This is a genomic window from Rhizobium sp. WSM1328, from assembly GCF_057653715.1.
The window spans coordinates 2969972-2983855 of record NZ_CM172788.1 but is presented as its reverse complement, the minus strand read 5'-3'; the positions used below and the strand labels follow the sequence as shown (position 1 = coordinate 2983855).

13 protein-coding genes and 1 pseudogene are annotated in these 13884 nt (G+C 61.4%); 7 read left to right on the top strand and 7 right to left on the bottom strand.

All coding sequences use genetic code 11. The features are described from left to right. Nucleotides 1-38: 38 nt before the first annotated feature. The gene (locus AC2444_RS15165; protein WP_012758421.1) at nt 39-812 is read right to left on the bottom strand and encodes a class GN sortase; all 774 of its coding nucleotides are present in this window, start codon (nt 810-812) and stop codon (nt 39-41) included. After that, complete coding sequence (locus tag AC2444_RS15160) at nt 802-3177, bottom strand: marine proteobacterial sortase target protein (RefSeq protein WP_012758420.1); 2376 nt, start codon at nt 3175-3177, stop codon at nt 802-804. Before AC2444_RS15160 ends, AC2444_RS15165 begins: the two co-directional genes overlap by 11 nt. 384 nt (nt 3178-3561) lie before the next feature. On the opposite strand from AC2444_RS15160, the gene AC2444_RS15155 reads away from it, so the two are divergent. The 5 genes from AC2444_RS15155 to AC2444_RS15135 all read left to right on the top strand — a co-directional run bounded on the left by AC2444_RS15155 (nt 3562) and on the right by AC2444_RS15135 (nt 7516). Further along, on the top strand, nt 3562-4764 hold the full coding sequence (locus tag AC2444_RS15155) for a pyridoxal phosphate-dependent aminotransferase (protein WP_012758419.1): 1203 nt from the start codon (nt 3562-3564) through the stop codon (nt 4762-4764). A 100-nt stretch (nt 4765-4864) separates the two neighbouring features. Next, nucleotides 4865-5125 carry a type II toxin-antitoxin system Phd/YefM family antitoxin gene (locus AC2444_RS15150; protein WP_011652922.1) on the top strand — a complete coding sequence of 87 codons (261 nt, stop codon included), beginning with the start codon at nt 4865-4867 and terminating at the stop codon, nt 5123-5125. 4 nt (nt 5126-5129) lie between these two features. Further along, nucleotides 5130-5516 carry a type II toxin-antitoxin system VapC family toxin gene (locus tag AC2444_RS15145; RefSeq protein ID WP_012758417.1) on the top strand — a complete coding sequence of 129 codons (387 nt, stop codon included), beginning with the start codon at nt 5130-5132 and terminating at the stop codon, nt 5514-5516. Nucleotides 5517-5697: 181 nt separating this feature from the next. Then, nucleotides 5698-6600, top strand: coding sequence for a glycosyltransferase family 8 protein (locus AC2444_RS15140; RefSeq protein ID WP_012758416.1), 903 nt, complete (start codon nt 5698-5700; stop codon nt 6598-6600). Between the two features lie 46 nt (nt 6601-6646). After that, nucleotides 6647-7516 (top strand): hypothetical protein, encoded by an 870-nt coding sequence (locus tag AC2444_RS15135; protein ID WP_012758415.1) that lies wholly within the window; start codon nt 6647-6649, stop codon nt 7514-7516. Nucleotides 7517-7620: 104 nt separating this feature from the next. Here the strand turns inward: AC2444_RS15135 and AC2444_RS15130 are convergent, their stop codons facing one another. After that, on the bottom strand, nt 7621-8718 hold the full coding sequence (locus AC2444_RS15130; RefSeq protein ID WP_012758414.1) for a calcium:cation antiporter: 1098 nt from the start codon (nt 8716-8718) through the stop codon (nt 7621-7623). Between the two features lie 231 nt (nt 8719-8949). Here AC2444_RS15130 and AC2444_RS15125 point away from each other — a divergent pair, with 231 nt between their 5' ends. Next, entirely contained in the window at nt 8950-9237 is a 288-nt protein-coding gene (locus tag AC2444_RS15125) for a DUF2188 domain-containing protein (protein ID WP_012758413.1), read from the top strand. Here AC2444_RS15125 and AC2444_RS15120 read toward each other — a convergent pair. Together AC2444_RS15120 and AC2444_RS15115 are read right to left on the bottom strand one after the other, a co-directional pair. Beyond that, complete coding sequence (locus tag AC2444_RS15120; protein WP_012758412.1) at nt 9234-9749, bottom strand: GrpB family protein; 516 nt, start codon at nt 9747-9749, stop codon at nt 9234-9236. The genes AC2444_RS15125 and AC2444_RS15120 overlap by 4 nt on opposite strands. 108 nt (nt 9750-9857) lie before the next feature. Next, nucleotides 9858-10757, bottom strand: coding sequence for a LysR family transcriptional regulator (locus AC2444_RS15115; protein WP_012758411.1), 900 nt, complete (start codon nt 10755-10757; stop codon nt 9858-9860). 94 nt (nt 10758-10851) lie between these two features. Here AC2444_RS15115 and AC2444_RS15110 point away from each other — a divergent pair, with 94 nt between their 5' ends. Beyond that, nucleotides 10852-11874 (top strand): NAD(P)H-binding protein, encoded by a 1023-nt coding sequence (locus AC2444_RS15110; RefSeq protein WP_012758410.1) that lies wholly within the window; start codon nt 10852-10854, stop codon nt 11872-11874. On the opposite strand, the pseudogene AC2444_RS15105 reads toward AC2444_RS15110, so the two are convergent. Then, a pseudogene (locus tag AC2444_RS15105) lies at nt 11871-12671 on the bottom strand (aminoglycoside phosphotransferase family protein). The gene AC2444_RS15110 and the pseudogene AC2444_RS15105 sit on opposite strands and share 4 nt — an antisense overlap. Nucleotides 12672-12742: 71 nt before the next feature. After that, a complete protein-coding gene (locus AC2444_RS15100; protein WP_012758408.1) occupies nt 12743-13867 on the bottom strand; it encodes an alkene reductase in 1125 nt (374 codons plus the stop codon). Between the last annotated feature and the right edge of the window lie 17 nt (nt 13868-13884).

The window sequence follows — 13884 nt, the reverse complement described above, 5'->3', positions numbered from 1 at the left end:
ATGTGGAACGTGGAGCGTGCAGGGAAGGGCTTCAACCCTCATTCGACCTGCAATAACGGCTTTGTGTTTACCGGTTGAACCGAGCCCGTCGCCTGGTCGTCGACCAATTCTGCCTCAAGGATGTAGCGTAGCGGCCCGCGTTCGGTGGCATTGAAGGGCCAGCAGGTGGTCAGCACCAGGCGGTGGCCATCGGAGGAGGGATCGATGCCGTTGGCATCCCACGGGGCGATGCGGCCCTCGCCGGCCTTGAAGGTCAATAGTTTTCCGTCGCGGCGGGTGACCTCGATCGTATCGCCGGGCTTTATGTATTGCAGCCAGCGGAAATGCGTGTCGCGATGGGCGGCAATGACGGAGGTGCCTTCCTCGCCGGGCTGCGGCGTGTTGACGAGCCAGGCCGGACCGAAGGCCAGAGCCTCGCCAGAGGCGCCGGAGAGCACGATCGCCTCCTTGCCGAGGCGCGGCGCGCGCACCTTGGCCTCCGTGGTGAAATCCGCCCAGGGCCAGGGTTTTGTCTCCTTCCCCTGCAACTCCGCGGCGAAGGCGCGTTTCAGCAGGATCTGGGAGAGCTCCGCTTTCGCCTTCAGCAGGAAACCGTCGCCGATCAGTGCCAAGCCATAGAAGGCAAGGCCGGCGATGGCAAAGGCGATCGTCTTTTCGATCGAGGAAAGACGCCAGAGGAAGAACCCCTTCCGCCGGCGAGGCTTCGGCCTGTCATAGGCCGTGGCGGCGGCCATGGCGAGTTCCAGATAGGTCGGAAGCGGCTCGAATTCTGCCGCCTCCTCGTTCTGGCTTGCAGAGAGCCTAGAGACCATCGCGCTCGGCTCCGACCGTGATAATGCGCTTGAGGCGCCGCCGCCAGACGGCCAGCCCGCTTGCCGCCGTCAGCGCCAGGAGCAGCATGGTAAGCCCGCGGATGATCTGCTCGTCGGCGCGCGTCGCCGTCTGCGGCAGGTTCACGGTCGAGCTCTTCTGCGCGATCATGGTGGCCGCCTTGGCAGTCGGGGCTGCGGCCATCATGTTTGCGATCTCAGGCGATGCGACAAGTGCCTGTGTTTCGGCCTGCTCCGGTCCGGCGTTTCCAGCCGGCGTAGCCGAGCCATGGCGTTCCGCGCCGCCAAGAGGGGCAGCGTTTTCGCCGGAGACTTTATCGAAGTCCCAACCATCCGGCAGGTTGAGCGGCAGCTTGGCCGAGCCGAGCGGCTGATCGGCCGGGCGCGACGGAGTGACATCGACGGCGACCAGGCTGGTGACGCGGGAGACGAGGTGATGGGCGAGCGCCACCGTCTCGATATCCTTGTCGAGCGCGGCCGGATCCTGACGCTCATAGGCGCGGGCCTCGAAATCGTCGATCTTGCGGCGCGCCCAGAGCTTGGAAATGCCGCTGCCGTCGGCGGCGTTGGCGATATCCATCTCGACGCGCCAGGGCTGGTCGCCTGTCTTGCCGATGATCTGCAGCTTGCCGGCATTGTTCTCGGGCAACTGCGCGGTCAGCACGACGGGCTCACCGCTATAGAGGTCCGGCATCGGGTTCGGCGTGATATCTTCGGCTTTGATGCCTTCGAAGGTGGCAGCGATATCGGTCATGGCTGGGTTCTGCAGCTTGGCGAAAAGCTCGCCCATGCGGCTTGCCACCTGATCGGTCGAGCCGATCGCCGTGAAGGTGCCGCGGCCCATCTCGGCGGCCTTGGTCATGAAATAGGTGTTCGGCGCCGAACCGATGCCGACGGTGAAGACCCGGGCATCGCCGCGATTTGCGGTGATTTCCTGGAAAAGCTGCTGTTCGTTGCCGATCGCGCCATCGGTCAGGAACACGACCTGGCGCAGCGCTCCGCTTGCGACCGGTCCCTGGTTGCGCAGCGCAGCCTGCAAGGCAGGCAGCATTTCCGTGCCGCCGTCGGCGGTCAGGCCTCTGACATAGCCGATCGCCTTTTCGCGATTGTCAGGGGTGGCAGTGACGAGACCCTTGAAATAGTCAGTCATCGTATCGTCGAAACGGATGACGTTGAAGCGGTCGTCGGGGTTCAGCTTGGAGATGGCAAGCGCCAGGCTCTGGCGGGCCTGCTCGATCGACGGGCCGGACATGGAGCCGGAATTGTCGATGACAAAGACCACCTCGCGTTTTGCCGGCGGCGCTGCCGTGTCCGGGGCCGCGGGCGGGGTGACGAAGGCAAGCAGATAGGTCTTACCATCAATCACTTCGCGGAAGAGGCCGGCACTCGGCATCTTGCCGGCGGCGGCCTTCCAGGTGAGCTCGAAATCCTTGTCGGCGGGAACGGTGTCCGCCTTCAGGCTGATCGTCCTCGCCTGGTCGCCATCCTGGTTGATATCGACCGCATGGAAGGACGATTTGACATCGCCGAGCGGGAAACCAGCCCGGAGGTCGACGGTCAGCGAAACCGGATTGATCCTGGCGTTCTCACGCGGATCAAGCACGGGGGCAGCGATCTTGTCGCGGTTTTCCACCGGGTCGCGCGGCGTGGCAAAACCGGCGCCGTTGTTGAACTCGACAGTCTGGACGATCGGCGCCGGATTGTACCGCGGGGCGACGACCATCGGGAAGCGCAGCGAGAACTCGCCACCCGACTGGTGGATGGTCTGCTGGTATTCGATCTGGACGACGATGGTTTCGCCGGGACCGATATTGGCGACCTGGTTGGTGAAGATGTTCGGCCGCTGCTGTTCGAGCAACGCCGTCTTTTTGCCTTCGGCCTTGGCTTGCTCGTAGATCTCGCGGGCTTCCTGGCGGGGCTTGATTTGGCCTTCGATGAAACGTTCGCCGATCTGCATTTTCAGCGCGTCAACGGCGGAATTGTCCGGCAGCGGAAAGACGTAGGTGCCTTCGACCCAACCCTGGCTCGGATTCTGGAAGCGCTGCGTCACCTTCACCCTGGCGATCGGGCCGGAGACATCGATGGCGACATCGGTCTTCAGCCGCGGCGCTTCGACATAGAAGCCAGGCTCCTTCGACGGAAAGAGCAGCGAGCCGCTATTGACGTCGTTCGGCCGGACAAGCGCTGCGAGCTGTGCGGATGCCTGCGGCTCGGCGGCGCGGGCGGCGGAGGCAAGCGCCAGCATCGCGGCGATGCAGGCTGCAAAGGCGGTGACGGCAACAAGGACTGAAACGGAAATTCGGCGCGCACGAATGCGCCCTATGATAAACTCATCTTCCAGAAACATTGGCATACCCTCAATAACCAATTTCGGATGCCGGATGATGCGGCTTCGATCTCGGCGCGCTCGCGACCGAATTGCGGCGTGGCGCGGCATTTGTTGCGGCTTATTCGTGGCAATGGCCGAATTCGACGATGCCACTGATTTCAGGGTATAAATCCGGATGGCTTCAGAGTTTGATTCAAGATCTTCGCATGGCGTTTCGACCGCGTGACGCAAGCCTCTCCGAAGCGGACGGCATGCCAGGCTGGTGGCGCGGCGAACCGATCAATAAGAATCATGCCATCATGACGCCTTTCCGCTTGAAATGCCGTCATACATTGGACATAGAGCTAACCGCAGAACTCCGGTCCCGGCTTTCTGCCCGTTTCAACCATTAGGACCGTTATCATGGCTTTCCTTGCCGATGCTCTTTCCCGTGTGAAGCCTTCAGCCACCATCGCCGTCTCCCAGAAAGCGCGCGAGCTGAAAGCAAAAGGACGTGACGTCATCGGCCTCGGCGCGGGTGAGCCGGATTTCGATACGCCGGATAATATCAAGACGGCCGCCATCGACGCGATCAACCGCGGCGAAACAAAGTATACCCCGGTTTCCGGCATTCCCGAGCTGCGCAAGGCGATCGCCGCCAAGTTCAAGCGCGAGAACGGCCTTGACTATTCCTGGGAGCAGACGATCGTCGGCACCGGCGGCAAGCAGATCCTTTTCAACGCCTTCATGGCAACGCTGAACCCCGGCGACGAAGTCGTCATCCCGGCGCCTTACTGGGTTTCCTATCCTGAGATGGTGGCGCTGTGCGGCGGCACGCCGGTTTTCGTTTCGGCCACCCAGGAGCATAACTTCAAGCTCCAGGCGGCCGATCTCGAAAAGGCGATCACGCCGAAGACCAAGTGGTTCATCTTCAACTCGCCGTCCAACCCGACGGGGGCGGCCTATACGCAGGCCGAGCTGAAAGCGCTGACGGACGTGCTGATGAAGCATCCGCAGGTCTGGGTGTTAACCGACGACATGTACGAGCACCTGACCTATGGCGACTTCAAGTTCGTCACGCCTGTGGAAGTCGAGCCGAAGCTCTACGACCGCACGCTGACGATGAATGGCGTCTCCAAGGCCTATGCGATGACCGGTTGGCGTATCGGCTATGCGGCCGGCCCGATCCAGCTCATCAAGGCCATGGACATGATCCAGGGGCAGCAGACCTCGGGTGCGACGTCGATCGCCCAGTGGGCGGCTGTCGAAGCGCTGAACGGCACGCAGGACTTCATACCTGCGAACAAGAAGATCTTCGAAGGCCGTCGCGATCTCGTCGTTTCGATGCTGAACCAGGCCAAGGGCATTGTCTGCCCGGTGCCGGAAGGCGCCTTCTATGTCTATCCGTCCTGCGCCGGCCTGATCGGCAAGACGGCTCCGTCGGGCAAGGTCATCGAGACGGACGAGGATTTCGTTTCCGAGCTTCTGGAAACGGAAGGCGTTGCCGTCGTTCACGGTTCGGCCTTCGGTCTCGGCCCGAATTTCCGCATCTCCTACGCGACTTCGGAAGAGCAGCTCGAGGAAGCCTGCCGCCGCATCCAGCGCTTCTGCGGCGCCTGCAAGTAAGCGGGTTTTCAAAAACACCAATCGAAGGCCTGCCGGCGACGGCGGGCCTTTTTTGTTGGCGGCGTTGACGATGTGGCTGCATGTAGCTACATTTTCCGTCATGAAGACCGTTTCGATCCGTGATGCGAAGAACCGCCTGACCGAACTCGCCCGTGAGGTCGAGGAAGGTGAAACCATTGTCGTGACACGCAACGGTCGGCCGGTGTTCGATCTCGTGCCGCATCAAAAACGCGGCGGTTTGAACCTGGAGGCCGGCGAAGCCTATCTTCGTTCCAAGGGTATCACGCGGACGGAGATGTATATCGCCGACGACTTCGACGATCCTTTGCCGGAAGATTTTCTTCTCAAACCGCTGCCGTGATCATATGCGTGTGCTACTCGACACGCATATGATCATCGCAATCGTCCAACGAAAGTTGACCGACCGTTTTCCTGATGTCCAACGCGTGCTTTTGCACGCTACGACCAAAGGTTTCGTCAGCGTCGCGAGCCTTTGGGAAATCGCGATCAAGACACGACTTGGCAAGTTGCAGCCGGGACTAACCCTGGACGTTATTCCAGCCTACCTGCAGGGCACGGGGCTGACGATCCTGCCCATCGATATCGCGCACGTCATCACCGCCGCCGACCCCGACCCGGAGACGCGCGATCCCTTCGATCGCTTGCTGCTTGCGCAATGCAAGGTCGAGGGACTGCAGCTTGCGACAGTCGACCGACTGCTCGTCGATCATCCATTGGCGCTGCGGCTCTAAGTTCACGTTCCGATTCAATATGCTCCTCATCTGAATCCGCTTTGCCTCGCAAGTCGTTGAATTCCGATTCAAAACGTGACGCAGAGTGACGGTCCGGCGGGTGATCTGCGGTTGCGGGTTGGCATCAAACCAACTAGATATCCGGCATTAAGTCTAGTTGCCGCTTCGGGAGGCCGGGATTTTGCAGCAGAGTGCCGTGATCGTCTGTTCGGATGTCAACATGCTGCCGGCCGCCTGCTGCACCCTGCTTTCCGTCAAGCGCAATCTCTCAGGTCCTGCGGTGGAATTTCTGCTTCTCGGCATCGACCTCAAGCCGAACGAGATCGCCGAGGTCGGAAATTTCGCGCGCCTGCACGGCATGACAATCAAGGTGCTGCCCTACAATACGCCGGATACGCTGCAGGCGCGGGGCCGCTGGTCGGGCGCGACGCTGGCGCGGCTCTACATGGATCTGTACATTCCCGATCATGTCGAGCGGCTGCTCTATCTCGATGCCGATGTGCTTGCGGTTGCGCCGGTCGACGACCTCTTCGCCATGGATTTGCAGGGCAAGGCGCTTGCCGCCATAGACGATTATGTCATGGCCTTTCCCGAGAAGGCCGGTGCACGGCAGCGGAAGATCGGCATGCGCGAGGGTGGTCGTTATTTCAATGCCGGCGTGCTGCTGTTCGACTGGTCAGCCTGCCGGGCGAGGGGGCTTTTTGCCAGGACACGGGAGATTTTCGAGGAGCGGTCGTATCTTTTCGAGAATAACGACCAGGATGCGCTGAACGTCACTTTCGATGGCGACTGGCTGGTGCTCGACCCGCGCTGGAACACGCAGACCGGCCTCCTGCCTTTCGTCGGCCAGCCGGCGATCATCCATTTCACCGGCCGGAAAAAACCGTGGCAGGCGACTGTGCCGTGGGTGCATCGCCGGATGGCCAAGCGTTATGTCGAGGATCTCGCCAATACGCCGTGGGCTTCCTTCTGCAGGCAGCCGTCGATGACGGGCCGGATCGCGGGGTTTCTTTCGCATTTGGGAAAGCGGATCGGCGGGCTGGCGCGGCTGGCACGAACACGCGCTTATTTCAGCAACAGCTAGTGGGACGGCAGAGCGCATCGTCCTTGGAAAGTGCATGTGAGCCGATATGGAAGCAATCCCCAGCGACACGCAGACCATGGCCGCCTCGGATAGCGGCTTCAATTTTCTGACGCCGGATGCGTGGAAGGCGCTGTTGTCGCACTATTCCCACATTGTGCTGGTGGCCAACAGCGAGGCCGTCGATTTCAAACGGCTGCGAAGCGAATTGCCGGAGACGGCGCTCTACGTCTTCTTCAACAATGTCTATAAGGTGCTCGACGAGCCCTTCGCCGGCCATGCGGTGCTGTTTGCCCGCAGCGGCGTGATGGGCGCCAATATCGTCCACCGGCGCGAGGCGGCGGAAGTCCTACGCTTTTTTGCCGGCGACGATTTTTTGGGCGTCGTCAACATTCGAGTCTCTCCGGAGGAAAACTTCAGCGAGGAGGGCCGCTTCGAAGGCGCTGAAACCCGTCACCTTGATCTGACGAAAATGCTCGTCGATCTCTATCCGGTGGGCAAGATCGCGACGAGTGGTTTTGCGGTAGCGCTGTGGCTCGCCGAGTTGCAACTGCCGGGCAAGGTCCTGCTTGCCGGTTTTTCGGCGAAGAGGAGCGAGAAGTGGAAGGTCTTCGACGTGCACGACTGGACGTTCGAGCAGATCTTCCTGCGTCTCTTTGCACGGATGGGCACGATCTCGATGATGGGCGGCGTGGATGCCAGCCCCTATGCGGCAATTGCCAGACGGTTTCCACAGGTGCCGCCAATCGAGATTGCGATGACGGCGGCCGAAGTCCTGTCGGAGCGGCTCCACAACGCAAATAGCCAGATCGACAGGCTCATGTCCGTCACCAAATCCATCCGCGCCATCGAGGGTTTCTTCCGGCGCTTCAAGCCGAAAACCCGCAAGCAGCGTTTCCTCGAAAAGTCGAAGGAATGACTGTCGAAAGCTCTCCTCAAAAGGTGGGCTGTCAGGCTGCTCTGTGAGTTGACGTTACGCGTGCGGATAACTGCTCTCCGTCCCCTGTCGGGAAGACGAAGCCTTCAAAGCCCCAGCGCGGTCAGCATGACGAAGGTGGCGAAGAGGATGAAATGCGTCATGCCCTCGATGGCGTTGGTCTCGCCGTCGTTGAGGTTGATCGCCGCGGCAATCAGCGTGATAGCCACCATCACCGTCTGTACCGGGGTCATCGCCATGATGAAGGGCTGGCCGGTATAGAGCGCGATCACCTCCATGACGGGCACCGTCAGGATGACCGTCGACAGCGAGGCGCCCATGGCGATATTGACCGTCGCCTGCATGCGGTTCCTGAGTGCCGCCCTCAACGCGGTCAGGATTTCGGGGGCGGCCGAAATCGCTGCGACGACCACGGCGGTGACGGGGATCGGCGCACCGCTGTCGCGCAGGCCTTCGGTCATGAAGGCGGCCATGAACTCTGCGAGCAGGCCGATGATGACGACGCCGACGAGAATGGTGGCGATCGAGATCGCGGCCGACTCGTCGGGGCCATGCTCGTCCGGACTTTCTTTCTTCCGTTCGGAGCGCGGATAGCTGTAACTGAAGAAATAGCTGTGCTGGCCGACCTGCATGCGCAGAAAGAGGCCATAAAGCGCGATCATTGCGACGATGGTGAAGGCGGAATAATAGTGCCATTTGTCGCTGGGCACGAATTCCGGCACGATCATCGAAATGCCCATGGCGGTGAGGATCATCACGCCATAGGTCTTGCCGGAATTGTCGTTATAGGGCTGTTCGCCGTGCTTGAGACCGCCGAGCAGGGCGGCCAGGCCGAGAATGCCGTTGATATCCAGCATCAAGGCCGAATAGATCGTGTCGCGCACCAGCGTCGGCGAGCTTTCGCCGCTCATCATGATGGCGAGGATGATGACTTCGACGGCGACGGCCGAGAGCGTCAGGATCATCGTGCCATAGGGATCGCCGACCTTGACGGCGATCAGCTCGGCATGATGGGCAACGCGGATCGAGGCGAGCACGATCGTGCCGACCAGGCCAGCGGCGGCAATCAGCGCGACGCCGCGCCCCATCCCGATCACCGCGTGTTCCAAGAGATAGGCGATCGCTGCAACGACAAGTGCGGCGACCAGAAACTTTTCCTCTTTAAAGCGTGACGCGATCCTCAAGCCTTAGCTCCTGTCCCGATTCATGCGTTCTATCTAAGTCACTGATTTCGCCTATCAAGCAAGTGCTGGTCGAGTGCCATTTGCAGTCTTCGGCGTTTAATGGAATACTGAACCTCATCGGGGCCGGAAAGCAGATCGCGGCGTCCTCGAATTCTCGTCAAGCGGCCGCGATGATCCGGATCTTTTCCGGAAGCGTGCGAATGCGCAACAAGAAGATGAGGAGACGGATGCATGATCAAGGTGGTCTACGAAGTCGTGCCGCATGACGGCGGCTGGGCCTACAGGCTGGGAGGTGTCTATTCCGAGGCATTCCCGACCCATGCCGACGCGCTTGAAGCTGCGCGCATCGTCGCGGCCGAACAGCAGGTCGGCGGCGATTCCGCCGAGATCAGTTGGCAGGACGAGAACGGCAAGTGGCATGAGGAATATGCCGAAGGCGGCGACAGGCCGGAAACCGAGGTGGTGGACGGCCAGTGGAAGGATCGCCCGGCCGAGGCCTCGCAAGGCATCGGCAGCTAACCATCTCCCGCCAATGCCCGTGCGACGATCGCATCGACGAATTCGCGCTTATGCGCAGTATAGCCGTCGCCGTCCATCCGGAATTCGGCCGCCAGCCTGCGTTTGAGAGCGGCATAATCGGCCGCCGCCAGTGGATGTGCGATGAGATAATCCCGGAAAGCCAGCCTGTTTCGATGCGTGCCGTTGCCGGAAGGGCAAAGGTAGACCCGTTCTGCCGGCACCGAACCTTTCGATAGAAACGCCCAGACCTCGTCGTCATAGCGATTGCCGCGTGGCTCGTAGCCTTCGGCCAGAAGCACGCCTGTGGCGTCCTCGATGTGCTCGAGGCCGGGAAGAACGATGTCGATATCGATGAGCGGCTTGGCGATCATGCCCGGTATGGATGTGCTGCCGATGTGATCGATGAAAAGCGCCTGCGGCAGCAAGGCCAGCAACCTGTTGCGGATTCGCCGGAAGGATTGCGGCCATTGCGGATCGTTGGGTACGAGTTCAACCGGATTGTGTATTCTCATTTCCCGTCCCGCTCGAGCGCCGCCCGTCCGATAGGATGCGCTCAGAACGCTCCGCTATTCTGTAGTTTGCGCATGATTCTTTCGGAAAATCGATTTCGATTTTCGCGGTCACGCACCGGTCGAATATCGATGATAGTCCTGCAGGCCCTTGACCAGCGCGTCGAAAGTGGCGCGGCAGCGCGGCGAAGTCTTCAAGCTCTCATGCATCGCCACCCACGTGCCGAGCGGAATGGCGAAGGCATCGGGCAGGACGTGCACCAGGTCAGGGTTCCCCCGGGCAAGTCCGATCTGGCAGAGACCGATGCCGACGCCGGCGCGGATCGCCGAGAGTTGGGCAAGATTGCTGTCGGTCCGGTAAGAGAATTTGATGTCAGGCACTGCATAGCGTTTCATCGCCATGCGGACATAGGCCGTCTGCCGGTCGAAGCCGATGAGCCGGTGGTTTGTGAGGTCAGCCAGGGTTTGCGGAATGCCGTGTCGTTCGAGATAGCGGCGATGAGCATGAAAGCCGAGGGGGATATCGCCGATGCGGCGCACGACGAGTGCAGCCTGCTGCGGTTCGGCCATGCGCACGGCAATATCGGCCTCGCGATTCATCAGGTCCTCGATCATATCGGATGCCGAGAGCTCGATCTGCAGTTCGGGATAGGTCTCCTGTAGCGGTCCGAGAATCGCCGGCAGCACTTCGACGGCGATGACCTCGCTGGCGCTGACCCTGACCGTTCCTGCCACGTGCTCGCGCTGGCCGGATGCGGTACGCAAAAGCGCGGCCGCGGTTGCAGCCAGCGTCTCGGCATAGGGCTTCAGCGCCAGTGCGGCGTCGGTCGGCAGCAGGCCGTTCGGTGAGCGGGTGAAGAGTTCGGCGCCGATCGCCAGTTCCAGTGCATCGACATGGCGGCCTATGGTCGGCTGCGTCAGCCCCAGTTCGCGGGCGGCGGCCGAAAGCGACCCCTGCTGAAGCACGGTCAGAAAACTGCGGTAGAAATCCCAGCTCGGTTCCACGCTCATATATTTTTGTATAGTAGATACATTTCTTTCGTCAATTTCGTTTATGCCATTCTGATGGCATGATCCTCTCATCCGATCGAAGGAGATGATTATCATGAGCAGCGAAATGAAGACGACCGCCCTCGTTCTCGGCGCGACCGGCGGTATCGGCAGCGCGGTTGCCCGCAAGCTGCTTGCGCGCGGCTGGAGCATCCGGGCGCTCAACCGTGACGTCGCCAAGGCGTCGAGGAGCGAGCCGGCGTTCGAATGGGTGCAGGGCGATGCGATGAATGCCGGTGACGTCCTGAGGGCGGCCGAAGGCGTCAGCCTGATCGTCCATGCCGTCAATCCGCCCGGCTACCGCGACTGGGAAACACTGGTGCTGCCGATGCTCGACAATACCATCGCGGCTGCTCGCGCTGTCGGCGTGCGCATCGTGCTGCCGGGCAACGTCTATAATTTCGGTCCCGACGCCCTGCCGGCGCCGACGGAAGAAAGCCCGCAGCATCCGGTAACGAAGAAGGGGGCGATCCGGGTCGAAATGGAGAAGCGGCTGAAGGCGGCGTCACAGTCCGGTGCCGGCGTCATCATTGTCAGGGCGGGGGATTTCTTCGGCCCAGGCACGACGGCCAATAGCTGGTTTTCGTCTGGCCTCGTGACCCCAGGCAAGCCGGTCGGCACGATCAGGAACCCAGGTCGGCGCGGTGTCGGTCATCAATGGACCTACCTGCCAGACATGGCGGAAACCATCGCCCAGCTCATCGAGCGGGCCGATCTGCTGCCGGACTTCGCCGTCTATCACATGGAGGGCTTCTGGGATGCGGATGGCATGCAGATGGCCGAAGCGATCAAGCGCATTGCCGGCGGCAAGGCGAAGATCGGTGGCTTTCCCTGGTGGATCGTGCCGTTTGCCGCTCCTTTCGTTCCTGTGATGCGGGAGATCAAGGAGATGCGCTATCTCTGGAAGGTGCCGCTGCGGATGCGGAACGCCAGGCTTACGGCTGAACTCGGCAGGGAACCGCAGACACCGATCGACGAGGCGGTTCGGGCCTCGCTCGTGGCGCTTGGCTGCCTGCCCGAACTGCATCGCGAGACGACCGCTGCCTTGATCAGGCAGTTGCCTGAGAGCGCGGGTTAGGTCTGAAGTTCGGCCAGGGCGATCCGGGCGACCGTCAACGCCGTCTCGGCCTGCTGAATGTTCGGATCGCCGAGGAACCAGGCAGCGGAAAGGCCAGAATAGGCGGCGATCCATTGCAAAAGCCGCTTCGGCTCCAGCTTCGCCTCCGCCGAGACGACGGCGAGCTGGCGGCGGAAACGGGCGGGATCGGTGATGGTCGGCAGTTCCTCGTTGGCGAAGATATTGGCGAAATCGAAGCCTCGCTCGCCGTGGAGCCGCTTGGGATCGATCGCCAGCCAGCCGCGCGCCTCGAAATCGAGGATATTGTCGTGGTGGATGTCGCCGTGGAGGATGGTGAGATCACGCTGATCGGCAAGGAGGACGTTGGCTATCGCCGAGCAATCGGCAAGCGTGCCGCCATGCTTGCCTGCTGCCGGCTCCAGATCACGGAACCAACGGGTAAGGGAGATGGGATCGGGAAGCGGTTTTTCTCGCGGCGCATGCAGCCGGGCCGCGGTGCGGCAGAGGATGCGGCTTGCCTCATCGTCCGCGCCGTTCATCGCCATGGCAAGCAGCGAGCGTTTTCCCGTCGCCCTTTCGAGCAGCACGGCATCGCCTTCATGGGCATAGACATAGGCTGCGCCGTCACCGTCCCACCACTGCATCAGAAGCGCGCCGTATCATTCGTCGATATCGGCCGCCACTTTCAGCATGGCAGGTCTGTCCTGCCAGAGGACCGGCAGCAGGCGGCTGGAATGGGTGATGATGGGCTCGCCGTCTGATATCAGCGACCAGCGATCAAGATAGGGAGCAAACATGGCGGCACCCTACAAAAACGCGTCGAAGATGGAAATCCCGCCTTTCGGCGGGATTTGCGTTCGCGTGAAGGTCAGGCGACCTTTTCGAGAATGGGATAGTCGATATAGCCCTTGCCGGTGCCGCCATAGAAGGTCGACTGGTCGGGCGTGTTGAGCGGCAGATTGTGTACCAGGCGCTCGACGAGATCGGGATTGGCGATGAAGGGCTTGCCGAAGGCGACGAGATCGGCGCGACCGCTTTCGACGGCGTCGATCGCCAGATTGCGATCGTAGCCGTTGTTGACCATCCAGTCGGCCTTACCGCCGGCCTTTTCATAGGTCTGGCGCAGCGCTTTGTAATCGAAGGCGGGATTGTCGCCCTGCTTGTAGTCGCGGTCGCCGCCGGTCTGGCCTTCGATGACATGGATATAGGCGAGATCGTATTTGGCCAGTCCTTCGACGACATTTGCGAAGGTCGCTTGCGGATTGGAATCGTAGCTTTCGCCTGATGGCGTCACCGGCGAGATGCGGATTGCAGTGCGGCCGGCGCCGATTTCCTTGACCACGGCATCGACGACTTCGAAGGTCAGACGGGTACGATTTTCGATCGAGCCGCCATATTGGTCTGTGCGGTCGTTGATACCGTCGCGGATGAACTGGTCGAGCAGATAGCCGTTGGCGCCGTGGATCTCGACACCGTCGAAGCCGGCGTCGATCGCCGCCCGGGCAGCCTTGCGGTAATCCTCGATGATGCCGGGGATTTCGGCGGTTTCGAGCGCGCGCGGCTCGGAGGTGTCGGCAAAGCTGCCGGTGCCGTCGGCATTGACCAGATAGGTCTTGGCCTTGGCGATGCGGTTGGTCGAGGAAACCGGCTTGCCGTCGTTCGGCTGCAGCGTCGTGTGCGAGATACGGCCGACATGCCACATCTGGACGACGATCTTGCCGCCGGCTGCGTGAACGGCGTCGGTCACGCGCTTCCAGCCGTCGAGAGCCTCTTTGCTGTAGAGACCAGGCACGTTAGCATAACCCTGGCCCTGATGGGTGATCGCGGTTGCTTCGGTGATGATCAGGCCTGATGTGGCGCGCTGGCGGTAATATTCGACGTTGAGGTCGTTGGGGATTGCGCCCGGCGAGCGGTTACGGGTGAGTGGCGCCATGACGATGCGGTTCTTAACGGATATGTCGCCGACTTTCGTGGGTTCGAAAAGCTTGGCCATGATGGTCCTTTCTTTTG

Coding starts and splice junctions, on each gene's coding strand:
- AC2444_RS15155 (WP_012758419.1), top strand. CDS start 3,562: ATGGCTTTCCTTGCCGATGCTCTTTCCCGTGTGAAGCCTTCAGCCACC.
- AC2444_RS15145 (WP_012758417.1), top strand. CDS start 5,130: ATGCGTGTGCTACTCGACACGCATATGATCATCGCAATCGTCCAACGA.
- AC2444_RS15100 (WP_012758408.1), bottom strand. CDS start 13,867: ATGGCCAAGCTTTTCGAACCCACGAAAGTCGGCGACATATCCGTTAAG.
- AC2444_RS15160 (WP_012758420.1), bottom strand. CDS start 3,177: ATGTTTCTGGAAGATGAGTTTATCATAGGGCGCATTCGTGCGCGCCGA.
- AC2444_RS15110 (WP_012758410.1), top strand. CDS start 10,852: ATGAGCAGCGAAATGAAGACGACCGCCCTCGTTCTCGGCGCGACCGGC.
- AC2444_RS15135 (WP_012758415.1), top strand. CDS start 6,647: ATGGAAGCAATCCCCAGCGACACGCAGACCATGGCCGCCTCGGATAGC.
- AC2444_RS15120 (WP_012758412.1), bottom strand. CDS start 9,749: ATGAGAATACACAATCCGGTTGAACTCGTACCCAACGATCCGCAATGG.
- AC2444_RS15150 (WP_011652922.1), top strand. CDS start 4,865: ATGAAGACCGTTTCGATCCGTGATGCGAAGAACCGCCTGACCGAACTC.
- AC2444_RS15115 (WP_012758411.1), bottom strand. CDS start 10,757: ATGAGCGTGGAACCGAGCTGGGATTTCTACCGCAGTTTTCTGACCGTG.
- AC2444_RS15165 (WP_012758421.1), bottom strand. CDS start 812: ATGGTCTCTAGGCTCTCTGCAAGCCAGAACGAGGAGGCGGCAGAATTC.
- AC2444_RS15125 (WP_012758413.1), top strand. CDS start 8,950: ATGATCAAGGTGGTCTACGAAGTCGTGCCGCATGACGGCGGCTGGGCC.